Here is a 15176-nt window from a genome sequence, read left to right as displayed (position 1 = left end):
CGGTGTCACGCGGTCCCGGCTCACGTGGTTGCGGTGTCAGGCCGGCCGGTCCGGATCGGCGTGGCTGCCCGCCGGATGTGTCGGTGGTGCCGGCCGGTGGTGCCGGACCGGTCGGATCACCGCCCCCGGCCGCAGCAGCGCCACCAGCCGGGCCTGGACGTGTCGGGTGACGCCGTCCCGGCCGTCGAAGTTGATCTGTGCGCCGATCAGTTGCACCCATCGGATCCCGTCTTCGATCGAAACGTCGCCCACGTGCTGCACCCGCAGTCGGAGCGCGCCGATGCCGTACCGGTAATCGGTTTCCGACATCTTGATCACGTCGCCGACCTCGACCGGAAGATCACTGTTGCTCATTGTCGTCCATCCTTTCCGGCACCATTTCCGGTGGCTGCAGGCCGTGTAGTTGCAGTACCGCGCGGACTCTTCTGGCCGCCGGATCCCGGTGCCGGTCGAGGTAGGCCAGCGCCTTGCGGAACGGCCGGCAGTACACCTGCCCGCACGGCAGGCAGCCGTCGTTGCGGCGGGGCATGTGCCGGGTGACCAGCCGTCGGGCGTGGGTGATCACGTCGTCGTGTGCGGTGGTGTGCTGCGGGCCCGCGTTGGTGGGCAGCCGGCGTAGTTGTCGCGGTAGTCCGCCGATCCCGTCGTTTCTCGGCATCGTTCACCTCCCGGGTGGAGTGTCGAGTCGAATCTTCCTCCACTCCACCCTGGACTTCTCAACCCAGTCAGCGGAAGATAGGTCAGCGGCAATCCGCACCCATCTACCGGACAATCACCTGTATCCGAAAGGTGTGCACCGTGAATACACTTCCGGAAATCCTCCGTCAGCTGCGAAGCGAGCGCTCCGTCACCCAGGATCAGGTCGGTGAGGCGATCCTGGTCTCCGGTTCGTTGATCGCCGCCTTCGAGCAGGGCCGGCTGGTCCCGCAACCGGACACCGCCGCGCGACTGGACGAGTTCTTCGGCTCGGGTGACCGGGTCCGCAAGTCGGCGGCCGAGGCGGCCGAGGCCCGTGAGCTGGAGCGGGAGCGGCGTCGGATGGCCCAGGCGGTCTGGTTCCGCCCGTGGGTCCAGCTGGAGGAGTCCGCCACCACCCTGCGGTACTACCAGGCGTCACTCATCCCCGGCCTGCTGCAGACCGAGGAGTACGCCCGGTCGGTGCTGGACAGCGGCCTGCGCAGTCAGCGCGAGGTCGACGAGCTGCTCGCCGTCCGGATGGAGCGCCAGTCCGTCGTGCTGGGCCGCGAGGACCCGGCGATCTGCGTGTTCATGATGGACATGGCGGCGCTGCGCTCGGCGCACCCGGCGATGGCCAAGGCGCAGCTGGAGCGGCTGCTGGCCGAGTCGGAGCGCCACCGGACCTTCGTGCACGTGGTGCCGGACGGGGTCGGCATGCACATCGGCCGGTCGGTGTCGTTCGTGCTCGCCTCGCTCGACAACGGCGCACTCGCTGGATACATGGAGGATATTTTCGAGGGCCGGCTTGTCACGGAGCCGGCGCGGGTGACCGGGCTCGATCGGGCGTGGCACACTGTCAACGCGCTCGCCCTGAACGCGGCCCAGTCCCGGGATCTGATCCGGCAGATGGTGAGGGAGCTATGACCACCGAGCCGATGTGGCGCACGTCCCGCCGCTCGAACGCCTCCGGCGGTGACTGTGTCGAGGTCGCCGACAACCTGCCCGGCCGGGTGCTGGTCCGCGACTCCAAGGACCGCACCGGCGGCACCCTGGCCTTCGACCCGCCCGCCTGGTCCGCCTTCGTCGCCACCGTCAAGCGCTGAGCCGCACCCCGGCTGGGGCGAGACCGGTCAGTCGCTGTAGTGGTACCGGGCCTTAATGATCTTCACTTCCTTCTCGTCGGCCCGGTACACCAGGCGGTGTTCGTCATCGATCCGCCGCGACCAGTAGCCGGACAGGTCGCCTTTCAGGGGTTCCGGCTTGCCGACACCGGTGAACGGGTCACGCTGGATCTCGCCGATCAGGCGGGTGATCCGGCGCGCCTTCTTCCGATCCGAGGCGAGCCGGAAGAGCAGGTCTTCCCATGCGTCGGGATCGAAGTTGACCTCCCTCACTCCTCGCCCCCGGCCATCTCCCGTAGCTCATCCATGGTCTTGGCGATCGAGGAGCCGCCCGCTCGGTCCCGGGCGACGGCTTCCATGAGCCGCCTCGCGTTCGCGGGAGACCGAAGCAGGTACACGGTTTCTTGCCAGGCGTCGTAGTCCTCCGCCGACATGAGCACCACGTCCCCGCTGCGCGAGCTGATGCGTACCGGGTCGTGGTCGTCGTTGACCTGCGCGATGAGGGGGAACAGGCGCTGCCGTGCTTCGCTTGCGCTGATGGACATGGTTGCGCTCCTTCCAGCAGCCGGTACAGGAATACCGTACCGATTATGGTACCTAAAACCTGTACGACTTTGGTCGCTGAATGGCGAAGCGCGCGGCGGATGCCGGGCTGGCGTCGAGGATGCGTACGAGGCGGCGCTTCAGGCACCAAACCCGGCGATAGCGCAGCGTGACGGTTAGCCAACCGGGCGACGTGCTTGCGTCGTCGAGGGTCAGTTGCCGGTGCCGAGGTTGGCCATCATCGCGGCCGGGTAGCGGTCGCCCCGTGCCGAGCCGGCCGGCACGGCCTTCTCGATCTCGGCCAGGTCGTCCGCGGAAAGCACCAGGTGGGCGGCGGGCAGGGCCTCGGTCAATCGATTGCGGGTACGGGCGCCGACGAGCGGGACGATGTCGCCGCCCTGAGCCGCCACCCACGCGATCGCCAGCTGAGCCACGGTGCAGCCCTTCGCCTCGGCCACCCGCCGCAGCGCCTCCACCAGGGCCAGGTTGTGTTCGACGTTGTCACCCGAGAACCGTGGCATCCGGCTGCGGTGGTCACCCGGTCGCGCTTCGGTGTTCTGCCAGTGGCCCGAGATGAGGCCTCGGCTCAGGACGCCGTACGAGGTCATCCCGACGCCCAGTTCCCGCAGTGTCGGCAGCACGTCGGCCTCCACCCCGCGCGAGATCAGCGAGTACTCGATCTGCAGGCCGGCGACCGGGTGCACGGCGTGCGCCCGGCGGACCGTCTCGGCACCCACCTCGGACAGTCCCACATGCCGCACGTACCCGGCTTCGATCATGTCCTTGACCGCGCCCACCGTGTCCTCGATCGGCACCTCTGGGTCCAGTCGTGCCGGCCGGTAGATGTTGACGTAGTCGACACCCAGCCGGGTCATCGCGTTGACGAAGACGAGGAGCATGATCCTGATCGGCTGCGAGAAGTCGCGCGGCCGGGTAGGACCCGCGAAGCAGGCGCCAGATGACCCGGCCGGCAGGGCCGCACGAGGTCTGTCTGCAGCCCGACCAGCCTCGATCAGTAGATCAGTTGAGAGGTTTGAATGTATCGATAACTGCCGGTAAGGTCGTGCTTGCATGTCGTTACCGAGATGGGAGCATCTGTGAGCAAGATCAGAAGCATCTTGGTAGCGGGCATCATCGTCGCGTTGGTCGCAGCCGTGCCTGCGCCAGCCTCGGCAGAGCCTGGGAAGTCGGAGGTGTCTGACATCGCGCCGGCGATAGAACCGGCCACAGACGAAGCGCACAAGTACGCCCAGCTCTTCGCTCGCCAGGAGAAACTCAACGATGCGGCTGACGCCATCCGGGTGGCAGCCGGCGACCTGGCTCTGTCGGGTTTCGCTGGTGACCGAGTTGATCCCGCCGCCAACACCCTGACTGTTTACTGGCACGGTGAGCTGACAACGGCGGTCGAGATCGTTATCGCGAAGGTGCGCCGGGCTGGAATTGACGTCGAGGTGCGGGCCGCAGCCTACTCGCTGCACATCCTCGAAAAGGAGGCTGACCGTCTCGCGGGACAACAATTCTCGTCTGGCCGCGTCGTGCTCGTCGGCCCGGCCCCGGACGGCAACAGCCTTGGCGTCGGTGTCACACTGGCCGACGGCGACAGGCGCGCATCTACCGATCTGCGCCAGGTGTCTGACGAGCTAACCGGTAGCGTGAAACTGGACGTGTCGCTCGAGTCGCCCGCCGAATTTACGACCCGGTTCGCGGACACCCAGCCCTACTGGGGTGGCGCGCTCATCCTGAATGGCGGTGCCTGTACCTCAGGCTTCGGTGTACGGGGCAACAACGGCGCAGCCCGCTACCTGCTCACTGCGGCGCATTGCGGTGCTGGGCAATGGCGAACGGGCAACGGCACCGTGATCGGCAATACCCTCTCCAACACGACGGTCGAGTACGACGGCATGCTGATCCTCACCAACGCTGGCTACAGCGTGTACGAGGGCCCATCCTTCGCCAGCGGCGACACCAACACGGGTCGCAACATCAGCGCTGCGTCCACCAACCACGTCGGCAACCTCGTCTGCTCCGGTGGATCCTTCTCCGGCTCCGCCTGCGGCTGGACCGTCCAAGCGCTCAACCAGACCCTCACGCCCATCGGCGGACCCACGATTTGAGGCTTGGTCCGAGCTGAGGGCGCGAACCGCGTCGCCGCTGTCGGCAACGGCGACAGCGGCGGCCCGGTCTATGTGCAGTCCGGCAACAGCGGCACGGCCCGCGGCATCATCAGCCTACGCTCGGCGAACCGCGACGAAATTGTGCCCTGCAGCGGAGTACCCAGCGGAGACATCAACGATCCCAACTCCCGGCAATGCTCGTGGAAGTGGTGGTACGTCGACATCAACGAGCAACTTTCCCGGCTCAGTGTGAACTTCCTCACCCCCTGACATTATCGTTCAGCTACTGGTCGGTCCGGACGGAATTCCGTCCGGACCGACCGAGAAAGGCGCGAACTCAGCCGAGCCCCGTTCCACCACGATTGGCTTCCGATAATGGTCAGATAGTCTCTCCGCCTCACCTGCTGCCCCATCCACCGTCATCACCAGCACAGCTGAGCCGTCGGGCGACGGACCCGCGCCAGAAACAGCGATACCTTCGCTGCGCCAGTACTCCACATCGGCCATGACCTGCTCGGTCAACACCAGCATCTCCTGCTCCGAGAGCCGGGCGTCCGCGAATCGGATGTCGACGTTGGCGAACCGATTCCGGACCACCACGTCGAGATCGCTGCCCGGCTTACGATAGACGGTCATCGTCCCGGCGGGCTCATCCAATATGATACCCGCATACCATCGTGCGTACCTCGTGCGCAGCAAATCCTCTACCTGCTCCGCAGCTTGGTCAGGCCTGGCCCCACCAACGTCGTCTCCCACGGCGCACCCAGTAGCGGCCAGCACCACGGCGACAACCAAGGCCAAGATTCTAGTCTTGCTGGGCACTACGCTTCTCCTCACTACACGAGTACTACCTCTCGCATTCGACGCTGCACGGGCTGCCCGGGTTCCCGTCCTGCTGCATCCCATGGGTCCTCGCATGGGGACGGTGAGCGCGCGGTGGGTCGGCGGATTGAAGCAGGCACAGATTGTCTTTGTCGACCATCACGGTTGGCGCCACGTCGTCGGACACACCCTGGGCTCCCGGGAGCCGGCACGGACACTTCGCTGACGGCCTGAGCCGTCCGGCCGGCGATCGACGTCACCGCAGATCGAGCCGCATGAGCACCCGCGCGAACCCGGCGAGTACCGAGGCGGTGTCGGCTACCTTCACGAAACCGGCGTGCTCGAAGGCCGCGCGGGTACCGACATAGGCCATCGTGAGGTCCACCTTTTCGCCACTGTTGTCGACGGGGTAACCCTCGATCGCTGGCGCGCCGCGCTCGCGGGCGAAGGCGACGGCACCGGCGAGCAGGTGGTGCACGACACCCCGCTTGCGGTGGCCCGGCCGAACCCGGAAGCACCACACGCTCCACACATCGAGATCGTCGATGTGCGGGATCCGCCTGTTGCGCGCGAAGCTCGTTGCGGCTCGCGGGTGCACCGCCGCCCAGCCGACGACCTCGTCGCCGTCGTAGGCGAGTACTCCGGGAGGTGGATCGAGTCCGACGAGTTCGCGCACCCGCTCACCGCGCATCGGTCCGCGCAGCAGCAGGTTTTCCTTCGAGCCGATGCGGTAGCTCAGGCACCAGCACACGTTCGCGTCCGGTCGCTTCGGGCCGACGACAGTCGCGACGTCCTCGAACACCGTCGCCGGGCGGACTTCGATCGTCATGACGCCTACCCTGCCACCGTCCACCGACACACGGCGGTCAGCTGCGGCGCGGTGTCGCTCGGCGGCGCGGCTGCGGCACCGGCGGCACCGGGACGCCGGCGGCCTCCAGCGCCTCCCGCTGACCGCGAGCGGCGAGCCGGTCGGCGCGCTCGTTCTCCACGTGACCGGCGTGGCCCTTCACCCAGTGCCAGACGACCTCGTGGTGACGGGCGACGGCGGCGTCGAGCTCCCGCCACAAATCCTCGTTCTTGACCGGCTCGCCGGCTTTCGTACGCCAGCCGTTGCGTTTCCAGTTCGCCATCCACGACAGGACACCGTTACGGACGTACGTGCTGTCGGTGTACAGGTCGACGGTGGACGCCCGGGTCAGCGCGGCCAGCGCCCGGATCGGGGCGGTGAGTTCCATCCGGTTGTTCGTCGTCGCGCCGGCCTCACCGCCGCACAGTTCCTTCTCGGCCTCGCCGTAGCGCAGCAGGGCGCCCCAACCGCCCGGCCCCGGATTGCCGCTGCACGCGCCGTCGGTCCAGATCTGCACCCGCGTCGTCCTCAGCCCTGCCACCCGGACAACCTACTGGTCGGCTTGACCGCGGTCGTCCCGGCACGGCCGTTCACTCCGGTACCCACCGTTTCGCGACAGCAGGCGGAAGGGCGGAGCGGTACGTCGAGTCGTCAACTCCGTGTCGGCAACCTCAACCCTGCACGTCGAGGTCACGCAGCGCGTACCGCAGGTGCGACCACTCCTCGTCGAGGATCACGTGAAGGCAGTGCAGGACGGACACGTCGTGCTCGGGTGACCACGCGCTCGGTCGGGGCTCGGCGAGCAGGTCCGCCGTGACGGTGGTGAGGAACTCCCGGACCATGGCCTGCCGCTCGGCACGTAGCTGGAGCACCACCGTGAGGGCCGGCTTCTCCGTCGCGAAGATCGACATGTCGAAGCCGTCCAACTCGTACTCGGCGTGGGGCTGGCCGAGCGGGTGGAAGGGCTGAGGCAGGCGCAGGATCGCCTTGCCGAGCCAGGCGTCGGTGGCGAACACGAGGTGGCGAAGCGTCTGCGCGAAGGACCACTCACCGTCGACCGAGACGTCGACGGCACCCTCGGGCAAGGACGGAATACGGTCAACCGCGGCCGCCCACGCCAGTTCGAGTGCCCTCCACGCCGTGCGCAGACCGTCCGGATCCTCGGCCCGCATCAGCTCACGCCCGGGGAACCGCCGGTTGAGTTCGGCCTCGACGAGCGGCACGACGTCGACCCCGTTGACCAGCAGCGCGCCGTCGGCAAGCCACGGCGCGTCGATGTCCAGCCCGCGCACGTCGACGCCGCGCATCACCGCGCCGGCCAGCGTCGACCGGTTGAACCGGGCACCCCGCAGGTCCCGGTCGACGAAGCTTGTGACGTCCTCCCGAGTCATCGCACTCCTCCTGTCCTCTCGGCTCCGGTCCCCCCGGCTCCCGCCGTCGGCGACCGCAGCGAGGCTACCGCCCGGGTACGACGCGGGCTGGCGTCTCTGCGGCGCCGACCGTTGGGCGCAGCGGCAGTCGGAGTGCGAGGCCGACAACGGCCAGGCCGTACCCGAGGAAGACGGGTTGGAGCCAGGAGACCGGACCGATGACGGCGACCTGGACGACGATCCACAGGACCAGTGCGGCCCCGACGACGAGGTGGCCGAGCGGTGCCCACGACCGCCGGCTGACCGCGGCGACCACCACGACGCCGGGCAGGACCCCGTTGACCGCCGCCAGGGCGGCGCCGGCCAGCACCGGAGAGGCAAACGGCAGGTCAGCGGTGACGGGCCCGAGGTCCATGCCGCCGGTGGTCAGCCCAACGGCACCGCCGACCGCGCTGACGGCGAGGAACGTTTCGAGCCCGATGAGAACCCGCTCCCGGCGGAGCAGTCGCCGCCGGTCGGGGAGTCCACGCTCCGGCGCGGCCTGCCCTACCTGCTGACCGGGCGCGACGTCGCGGTCCGGGGTCAGCGCCAGCGAGCGCCGCAGCGACGCGGTCGAGCACAGCCCGACGAGCCCGGCCGCCAGGATGCCGTAGAGCGCCTCGATGATCGACCGCTGCGGCAGCAGGACGACCTCCAGCAGGATCCATCCGCCGAGCGCGATCCCCGACACCCCGGTGGCGGCCCACGACCAGTGCCGGCCGGTCACCCGTTGCACCGGGGCGAGCCAGCGCCACCGTGGTCTGCGCAGCAGCCCGAACGCGCTGACCAGCGCGCCGAGACCGAGACCGGCCCCCAGCACCAGCCCGGGTAGCCGCCAGGTGTCGATCAACGGCAGGTCACGGAGCCATTCCGTACGCACGAATTCGTTGCCGTACGGGTACAGCCACATCTCCACGCCGCCGCCGACCGCCGTGACGCCGACGAAGATCAGCAGGCCGGCCGCCACCCGTACCGTCCACGGGCGGGACCGGATCGGCTCGGGAAGCCCGGTGGTTGAGCCCATACCTCAACAGTGGCCGCCCGGCGCTGCGCCGGCATTGGGCCGAAGGTCCCGGACGGGCCGTTTCGACGGGGTCCCCGGCCCCGGTCCGGCCCGGTCACCGGTTCGGCGGGTACGGCGGGTGCGGCGCGGTCAGGCGCCGGGCAGCCGGGTGGCCCGACCCGGCGCGGCGATCCGCAGATCGGCCTCGATCTTGGCGGCGGTGGCCAGCAGGTGCGGCAGCAGTTCGCGGCGGATCGACTCGACGGTGTTGCGGCTGGCGTGCACCGAGATGTTCACCGCAGCGACCACTTTGCCGGCCCGGTCCCGGATCGGTGCCGCCACCGACCGCAGACCTTCCTCCAACTCCTGGTCGACGATGGCGTAGCCCTGGGCGCGGACCCGGTCCAGCTCCGCCCGCAATGCCGCCATGGTGTGGGCGGTACGGGAGGTGAGCCGGTCCAGCCGGCTGCGCTCCAGCCGGGCGACCGCCTCTTCCTCGGGCAGGTGCGCCAGCAGCACCCGGCCGACGGAGGTGGCGTACGCCGGGAACCTGGTCCCGACGTTGATCGACACTGTCATGATCCGCGAGGTCGGCACCCGGGACACGTAGACGATGGAGTCGCCGTCCAGCACGCACACCGACGACGACTCGTGCACCTGGGCGACCAGCCGTTCCAGGTGCGGCTCGGCGACCTCGGGCAGCGAGATGCTGGACAGGTAGGCGTAGCCCAGCTCCAGCACCCGGGGAGTGAGCGAGAACATCCGTCCGTCGGTGCGGACGTAGCCGAGGTCGACCAGGGTGAGCAGGAACCGGCGGGCGGCGGCGCGGGTCAGGTCGCAGATCCGGGCCACCTCGCTGAGTGTCAACTCAGGATGCTGGGCGTCGAATGCGCGGATCACGGCGAGGCCGCGCTCCAACGACTGCACGAAATGAGTTTCCCGCCCGTGCTCGCTCATAACTCTCCTGTGGTGATGGTCGCCGAACCCTAACCGGGTTCCACGGTGCCCGGATCCGCCGATGATCTTGCTTCGCTGTCGGAGATCCGACCATCCGGTCCCGGGCTCTCGGCCAGCACCCGCTGTGCCACCGCGTACGCGCTGTTCGCGGCCGGCACACCCGCGTAGACCGCCGTGTGCAGCAGCACCTCGTTGATTTCCTGCGCGGTCAACCCGTTGCGCAGCGCGGCCCGCACGTGCATCGCCAGCTCGTCGGTGCAGTGCAGGGCGGTCAGTACGGCGAGCGTGACGCAGCTGCGGGTCCGCCGGTCCAGCCCGTCGCGGGTCCAGACGCTGCCCCACGCGTACCGGGTGATGAAGTCCTGAAAGTCGGCGGTGAACTCGGTCGTGTTGGCGACCGCCCGGTCCACGTGCGCGTCGCCGAGGACCGCTCGGCGTACCGCCATCCCGGCGTCATACCTCGGATCCGACGACGACGGTGCGGCCCGAGGGCCGGGCGACGGAGTCGTGGCGTCAACCGGCGGATCGGTCGGCATCGCCGGTCACCTCCTGTCCGGTGAGATGCGTCAGGATCAACTCGGACACCTGATCGGCCTGCTCGACGCTGGCCAGGTGCGCGGCGTCGGCGACGATCTGCAGGGTGGCGTCGGGGATGCCCGCGACGATCGTCTCGCTGTGCGAGGGCGGGGTGGCCGGGTCGTCGGCGCCGGCGATCACCAGGGTCGGCGCGGCGATCCTCGGCAGCAGCCCGGTCAGGTCCATCTGTCCGATCGCGACACAGCAGCCGGCGTACCCCTCGGCCGGGGTGGCCGCGATCATCTCGCGGGCGGCGGCGAAAACGTCGGGTCGCCGGGCGGCGAACCCGGGGGTGAACCAGCGGGCCGCCACCGTGTCGGCCACCACCCCGGTGCCCTCGGCCCGCACCGTGGCCGCCCGGTCGGCCCACGCCTGCGCCGGGCCGAGCAGCGCCGAGGTGCAGCAGAGCACCAACCGGTCGACCCGGGCGGCGGCGTGTCCGGCCAGCCACATCCCGGTCATCCCGCCGAGGGACACCCCGGCCACGTGGACCCGGTCCAGCTCCAGGCGGTCGAGCAGGGCGAGCACGTCGGCCCCGAGATCGTCCAGTCTGTACGGACCGGGCGGTACCGGGGAGCGGCCGTGCCCTCTCGTGTCGTAGCGCAGCACCCGCAGCCCGGCGCCGGTGAGCACCGGCACCTGCGGATCCCACATCGCCCGGGTGCTGCCCAGCGAGTTGGCCAGCAGCACCACCGGCGCACCGTCGGGTCCGACGATCTCGTGGTCGACCGCCACCGGGTGAATGTCGGTGGTCATCAGCGGTCCTCCTGGGTCGGTCGGCTGTGGTGATCGCGCAGCGCCCGGTCGATCAGTTCGCGGTACGCACCGAGGTAGCCGGCCGGGTCGAGCAACTCGTCCAGCTGGGCCCGGGTGAGCACCGCGCTGACCTGTGGGTCGGCGGCCAGCCGCTCGGCCAGCCCGGCGGCGGGACCGCCGGTGACCGCTACCTTGACGATCTCGTTGGCCCGGTGCCGGCCGAGCTGCCCGGCCAGCGCCCCGCTGACCCGCTCGGCGAGCAGCGCCCCGCCGGTCAGGTCGAGGTTGACCCGCATCCGTACGGCGTCCACCCGCAGCCCTTCCAGGCAGGTTCGCAGCCAGTAGGCGGCCGAGCCGACCGACTCCAGCAGGCTGCGTAGCGTCCGCCACTCGGCGTGCCAGCCGCCGGCCGCCCGCTGGTGCTCCTGGGTCATCGCGGCCAGCAGGGTGGCGACCAGCCCGGGGACCTGACCGGCGCAGGCGACGGCGGTGACGGCGGCGACCGGGTTGCTTTTGTGCGGCAGGGTCGACGAACCGCCGGGGCGTTCCTCGGCCAGCTCGGCGACCTCGGTCTGGGCGTGCAGCGTGACGTCGCGGGCGATCTTGCTGATGCTGCCGGCGGTGCCGCCGAGCACGCCGGCCAGGTCGGCCAGCCGGCTCCGGTCGGTGTGCCAGGGCAGCTGCGGGGCGGCCAGGTCGAGCTCGGTGGCGAGCCGGTCGACCAGGGCCGGGCCGTCGGCACCGAACGCGGCGAGGGTGCCGGCGGCGCCACCGAGCTGGACGGCGGGGACCTCGTCCCGGACGGTGCCCAGCCGGCGGGCGGCGGTGTCCAGCGCGGTCAGCCAGCCGGCGGCGACCAGCCCGAAGGTGGTCGGCAGCGCCTGCTGCAGCAGGGTCCGGGCGGGCAGCAGAGTGTCCCGGTGCGTCTCGGCCAGTCGGGCGGCGGCCGCGGCGGCCCGCCGTACGTCGTCCAGCAGCGGACCCAGCGCCCGGCGGACCACCAGCATTGCGGCCGTGTCCAGGATGTCCTGGCTGGTGGCCCCGGCGTGCACGTACCGGGCGCTGTCCGGCCCGACGGCGGCGCGCAACGCGGCGACCAGCGGCACCACCGGGTTGCCGGCGCCGGTCGCACCCGCGCCGATCGCCGCCGGGTCGAACCGGTGGTCGCGGGCGGTGGCGGTGATCGCCTCGGCGGCGGCCGACGGCACCGACCCGCCGGCCGCCTGGGCGCGGGCCAACGCCGCTTCGGCGTCGAGCATGGCGCGCAGCCAGGCCCGGTCGTCGACGGCGGCCCGGACCCCGCCGGCGGCGAGCAACGGGTCGAACAGACCGACCGGCTCGGGATCGTCGATGGTGGACTCCGGGTCAGACGGCGAAGAAAACGGTTTCATGCTCGCCCTGCAGTCGGATGTCGAACCGGTAGCCGTCCGGCTCGGCGGCCGCGATCACCGTGCCGCGTCGGGCCTGCGGCAGCCCGGCCAGCACCGGGTCGGCGGCGTTCGCGTCGGCCTCGTCCGGGAAGTAGATCCGGGTGACGACGCGGTGCAGCAACCCCCGGGCGAACACCGACACGGCGATGTGCGGGGCCTGCGGCTGTCCGTCCAATCCAGGTACCGGCCCCGGTTTGCGGGTGCGTACCGCCCACCCGCCGGTCCCGTCGGTGGGGCAGCGGCCGAAGCCGCGGAACCCGGCCACCGCGCCGCGCGGATCGTCCGGGTGGTCGAACCGGCCCTGCGGGTCAGCCTGCCAGGTCTCGATCAGACCGTCCGGCACCGGGTCGCCGGCGCCGTCGAGGAGCCGGCCACGCAGCCAGATCGCCGCCGGGTCGGTCTCGTCGACCACGAACGGCCCGTCCGGCCAGGGCAGGCCGATCCCCAGGTACGGTCCGACGGTCTGCGCCGGGGTCAGCCCGGTCTGCTGGTCCCAGTCCGACGCGGTCACGCTGATGGTCATGATTCCTCCATCGGGGTCGCCTCGGTGCCGCGCAGCACGATGTCGAACCGGAAGCCGAGCGCCCATTCCTCGACCGTGTTGGCCAGGTCGAAGCTGGCGATCAGCCGTTGCCGGGCGGCCGGGTCGGGGATCGAGTTGAAGACCGGATCGTAGGGGAACAGCGGGTCGTCGGGGAAGTACATCTGGGTGACCAGTCGCTGGGTGAAGGCCCGGCCGAACAGCGAGAAGTGGATGTGCGCCGGCCGCCACGCGTTGGAGTGGTTGCGCCACGGGTAGGCGCCGGGCTTGATGGTGACGAACCGGTAGCGGCCCATCGAGTCGGTCATCGCCCGGCCGACGCCGGTGAAGTGCGGATCGAGCGGTACGTCGTGCTGGTCGAGCTTGTGCAGGTAGCGCCCGCCGGCGTTGGCCTGCCAGACCTCCACCAGGGTGTCCGGCACCGGTCGGCCGTCGCTGTCGCGGACCTGGCCGTGCACGATGATCCGTTGCCCCTGGGCTTCGCCGTCGCCGCTGCGGCTCAGGTCGGCGTCGGTCGCGCTGACCCGGCCCTCGCCGAGCAGCGGGCCGGTGATCTCGGTGAGCGTCTGCGGGAGCAGCACCGGCGACTGGGCGGGGGCACGCAGCACGGTGGACTTGTAGTCGGGGGAGAGCAGCGGCGGGTGCACGGCGGTGTCGTCGCGTCGGTAGCGCGGCAGGAGCAGTCCGCCTGGGCGGTCGGCCCGTACGGGCGTGGTGTCGGGCATGGCGGTGCCTCCTTGGTCAGCTGTCCCCGCCGGGGTCAGGGGTTCAGCAGCTGGCGCAGGGCGGCCAGCTCCTGCGGGGTGGGTTCGTCGGTGGTCGTCAGGTCGGCGGCGACCTTCAGCGGCCAGCCGGTGGCCGCCACGGCCTGCTCGACACCCACTCCGGGGTGCAGCTGGGTGAGGGTCAGCTCGCAGGTGTCCGGGTCCGGGCGCAGCATGCCGAGGTCGGTGATGACCAGGGTGGGACCTCGTCCGCGCAGGCCGAGGCGTTGCCGGTCGCCGGGGCCCGCGCCGAAGCCGACCGAGGTGACGAAGTCGACCCGGTCGACGAACGTACGCCGACTCTGCGGCACGATGACGATCACCTCGCCGCACGAGGCGGCGATTTCCGGTGCTCCGCCCGCGCCGGGCAGCCGTACCAACGGGTCGGTGTAGTCGTCGCCGATCACCGTGGTGTTGATGTTGGCGTACCGGTCTATCTGCGCGGCACCGAGGAAGCCGACGTCGATCCGGCCGGGCTGCAGCCAGTAGTTGAAGATCTCCGGCACCGACACGACCGTGTCGGCGGTCTCGGCGAGCACCCCGTCGCCGATGGACAGCGGCAGCCGGCCGGGCTTGGCGCCGATGGTGCCGGACTCGTAGACCAGCACCAGGTCGGGGGAGTGGGTCCGCCGGGCCAGGTTGGCCGCGGTGCTGGGCCGGCCGATGCCGACGAAGCAGCGGGCGTCGTCGCGCAGCGCCCGGGCGGCGGCGACGGTCATCATCTCGTCGCGGGTGAACCCCTCGACGGCTTGCGGCTCGTTCATTCCGCACCACCGTACGTCGCGTCGGTCCCCGCCGCGGCCAGGACGTGTTCGTCGAGCCAGCGGGTGAAGGTGTCCCGGTCCCGGCTGATCTCGTCCCACTGCTGGTAGTAGTCGTTGGCCCGGTCGCTGTAGTCCATCGCGTACGACGGGTGCGCCCCGCCGGGCACCTCGGCGACCCGGGTGACCGCCCAGCCGGGCAGCACCACGGCGCCGGGTCGGGGGGTCAGCTCGTCGACGATCTCCTCGACGGTGACCAGGGACCGTGCGGACGCCAGTACGACCTCCTTGTGGACCCCGGTGATGCCCCAGATCTGCACGTTGCCGTGCCGGTCGGCGCGTTGGGCGTGCACGATGCCGACGTCGGGGTTGAGCGCCGGTACGGCGGTGAGCACTTCGCCGGTGAACGGACAGGTGATGGGCGCGATGGTCGGGGTGCGGTCGGCGAGGTCGGTGCCGACGTAGCCGCGGAGTACGGCGAACGGCAGGCCGGCGGCGCCGGCGACGTACCGGTTGGCCATCCCGGCGTGGCTGTGCTCCTCGATCTCCAGCGGACGGGGCCAGCCGCGCTGTACCGCGTCGCGGAACCGGTGCAGCGAACCCACCCCGGGGTTGCCGGCCCAGCTGAAGATCAGCTTTTTGGCGCAGCCGGCGCCGATCAGCTGGTCGTAGACGACGTCCGGGGTCATCCGGATCAGCGTGAGGTCGCGTCGGCCCTGCCGGATGATCTCCTGCCCGGCCGCGGTCGGGATCAGGTGGGTGAATCCCTCCAGGGCGACGCTGTCGCCGTCGTGGACCAGGTCGGCGACACCGCCCGCCAGCGAGGAAATTTCAGCCATGCATCATCCCCGGTG

At 70.4% G+C, this 15176-nt stretch carries 22 protein-coding genes; 4 read left to right on the top strand and 18 right to left on the bottom strand.

Going from position 1 to position 15176, the window contains the following annotated elements; translation table 11 throughout:
* Positions 1 to 36: 36 nt before the first annotated feature.
* Both O7543_RS10890 and O7543_RS10885 read right to left on the bottom strand, forming a co-directional pair.
* On the bottom strand, positions 37 to 354 hold the full coding sequence (locus tag O7543_RS10890; protein ID WP_281553932.1) for a hypothetical protein: 318 nt from the start codon (positions 352 to 354) through the stop codon (positions 37 to 39).
* Positions 341 to 658: a hypothetical protein gene (locus tag O7543_RS10885; protein ID WP_281553933.1), complete on the bottom strand. Its 318-nt coding sequence runs from the start codon at positions 656 to 658 to the stop codon at positions 341 to 343. The genes O7543_RS10890 and O7543_RS10885 overlap by 14 nt, the downstream gene beginning before the upstream one ends.
* 140 nt (positions 659 to 798) lie before the next feature.
* Here O7543_RS10885 and O7543_RS10880 point away from each other — a divergent pair, with 140 nt between their 5' ends.
* Together O7543_RS10880 and O7543_RS10875 are read left to right on the top strand one after the other, a co-directional pair.
* Entirely contained in the window at positions 799 to 1602 is an 804-nt protein-coding gene (locus O7543_RS10880) for a Scr1 family TA system antitoxin-like transcriptional regulator (RefSeq protein ID WP_281553934.1), read from the top strand.
* Positions 1599 to 1781 carry a DUF397 domain-containing protein gene (locus O7543_RS10875; protein ID WP_281553935.1) on the top strand — a complete coding sequence of 61 codons (183 nt, stop codon included), beginning with the start codon at positions 1599 to 1601 and terminating at the stop codon, positions 1779 to 1781. The genes O7543_RS10880 and O7543_RS10875 overlap by 4 nt, the downstream gene beginning before the upstream one ends.
* Positions 1782 to 1808: 27 nt before the next feature.
* On the opposite strand, the gene O7543_RS10870 is transcribed toward O7543_RS10875, so the two are convergent.
* From O7543_RS10870 to O7543_RS10860, 3 genes are all read right to left on the bottom strand, one after another.
* Complete coding sequence (locus tag O7543_RS10870; protein ID WP_281553936.1) at positions 1809 to 2072, bottom strand: Txe/YoeB family addiction module toxin; 264 nt, start codon at positions 2070 to 2072, stop codon at positions 1809 to 1811.
* Entirely contained in the window at positions 2069 to 2344 is a 276-nt protein-coding gene (locus tag O7543_RS10865; RefSeq protein WP_281553937.1) for a type II toxin-antitoxin system Phd/YefM family antitoxin, read from the bottom strand. The genes O7543_RS10870 and O7543_RS10865 overlap by 4 nt, the downstream gene beginning before the upstream one ends.
* Positions 2345 to 2554: 210 nt before the next feature.
* Positions 2555 to 3241 (bottom strand): aldo/keto reductase, encoded by a 687-nt coding sequence (locus O7543_RS10860; protein ID WP_281553938.1) that lies wholly within the window; start codon positions 3239 to 3241, stop codon positions 2555 to 2557.
* A gap of 198 nt (positions 3242 to 3439) precedes the next feature.
* On the opposite strand from O7543_RS10860, the gene O7543_RS10855 reads away from it, so the two are divergent.
* Together O7543_RS10855 and O7543_RS10850 are read left to right on the top strand one after the other, a co-directional pair.
* A complete protein-coding gene (locus O7543_RS10855; RefSeq protein ID WP_281553939.1) occupies positions 3440 to 4456 on the top strand; it encodes a hypothetical protein in 1017 nt (338 codons plus the stop codon).
* Positions 4457 to 4459: 3 nt separating this feature from the next.
* Complete coding sequence (locus O7543_RS10850; protein WP_281553940.1) at positions 4460 to 4726, top strand: hypothetical protein; 267 nt, start codon at positions 4460 to 4462, stop codon at positions 4724 to 4726.
* Between the two features lie 9 nt (positions 4727 to 4735).
* On the opposite strand, the gene O7543_RS10845 is transcribed toward O7543_RS10850, so the two are convergent.
* From O7543_RS10845 to O7543_RS10785, 13 genes are all read right to left on the bottom strand, one after another.
* Complete coding sequence (locus O7543_RS10845) at positions 4736 to 5092, bottom strand: hypothetical protein (protein WP_281553941.1); 357 nt, start codon at positions 5090 to 5092, stop codon at positions 4736 to 4738.
* 442 nt (positions 5093 to 5534) lie between these two features.
* Positions 5535 to 6137, bottom strand: coding sequence for a GNAT family N-acetyltransferase (locus O7543_RS10840; protein ID WP_281553942.1), 603 nt, complete (start codon positions 6135 to 6137; stop codon positions 5535 to 5537).
* 7 nt (positions 6138 to 6144) lie between these two features.
* Positions 6145 to 6642 carry a ribonuclease HI gene (gene rnhA / locus O7543_RS10835; RefSeq protein ID WP_281553943.1) on the bottom strand — a complete coding sequence of 166 codons (498 nt, stop codon included), beginning with the start codon at positions 6640 to 6642 and terminating at the stop codon, positions 6145 to 6147.
* Positions 6643 to 6796: 154 nt separating this feature from the next.
* The gene (locus O7543_RS10830; protein WP_281553944.1) at positions 6797 to 7516 is read right to left on the bottom strand and encodes a DinB family protein; all 720 of its coding nucleotides are present in this window, start codon (positions 7514 to 7516) and stop codon (positions 6797 to 6799) included.
* 64 nt (positions 7517 to 7580) lie between these two features.
* Positions 7581 to 8558, bottom strand: coding sequence for a hypothetical protein (locus tag O7543_RS10825; protein ID WP_281553945.1), 978 nt, complete (start codon positions 8556 to 8558; stop codon positions 7581 to 7583).
* Between the two features lie 129 nt (positions 8559 to 8687).
* Positions 8688 to 9494, bottom strand: coding sequence for an IclR family transcriptional regulator C-terminal domain-containing protein (locus O7543_RS10820; protein ID WP_281553946.1), 807 nt, complete (start codon positions 9492 to 9494; stop codon positions 8688 to 8690).
* A gap of 29 nt (positions 9495 to 9523) precedes the next feature.
* Positions 9524 to 10030: a 4-carboxymuconolactone decarboxylase gene (gene pcaC, locus O7543_RS10815; RefSeq protein WP_281553947.1), complete on the bottom strand. Its 507-nt coding sequence runs from the start codon at positions 10028 to 10030 to the stop codon at positions 9524 to 9526.
* Complete coding sequence (gene pcaD, locus O7543_RS10810) at positions 10008 to 10826, bottom strand: 3-oxoadipate enol-lactonase (protein WP_281567395.1); 819 nt, start codon at positions 10824 to 10826, stop codon at positions 10008 to 10010. Before pcaD ends, pcaC begins: the two co-directional genes overlap by 23 nt.
* Entirely contained in the window at positions 10826 to 12217 is a 1392-nt protein-coding gene (gene pcaB / locus O7543_RS10805; RefSeq protein ID WP_281553949.1) for a 3-carboxy-cis,cis-muconate cycloisomerase, read from the bottom strand. Before pcaB ends, pcaD begins: the two co-directional genes overlap by 1 nt.
* On the bottom strand, positions 12192 to 12779 hold the full coding sequence (gene pcaG, locus O7543_RS10800; protein WP_281553950.1) for a protocatechuate 3,4-dioxygenase subunit alpha: 588 nt from the start codon (positions 12777 to 12779) through the stop codon (positions 12192 to 12194). Before pcaG ends, pcaB begins: the two co-directional genes overlap by 26 nt.
* Positions 12776 to 13522, bottom strand: coding sequence for a protocatechuate 3,4-dioxygenase subunit beta (gene pcaH / locus O7543_RS10795; protein WP_281553951.1), 747 nt, complete (start codon positions 13520 to 13522; stop codon positions 12776 to 12778). The genes pcaG and pcaH overlap by 4 nt, the downstream gene beginning before the upstream one ends.
* A 35-nt stretch (positions 13523 to 13557) precedes the next feature.
* On the bottom strand, positions 13558 to 14325 hold the full coding sequence (locus tag O7543_RS10790) for a CoA-transferase (RefSeq protein WP_281553952.1): 768 nt from the start codon (positions 14323 to 14325) through the stop codon (positions 13558 to 13560).
* Positions 14322 to 15161, bottom strand: coding sequence for a CoA transferase subunit A (locus tag O7543_RS10785; protein ID WP_281553953.1), 840 nt, complete (start codon positions 15159 to 15161; stop codon positions 14322 to 14324). The genes O7543_RS10790 and O7543_RS10785 overlap by 4 nt, the downstream gene beginning before the upstream one ends.
* Between the last annotated feature and the right edge of the window lie 15 nt (positions 15162 to 15176).

The organism is Solwaraspora sp. WMMA2080 (assembly GCF_027497395.1).
In the GTDB taxonomy this organism is placed as follows: Bacteria; Actinomycetota; Actinomycetes; order Mycobacteriales; family Micromonosporaceae; genus Micromonospora_E.
Note: the sequence above shows the minus strand (reverse complement) of the source record. Positions and strands in the feature narration are given on the sequence as shown.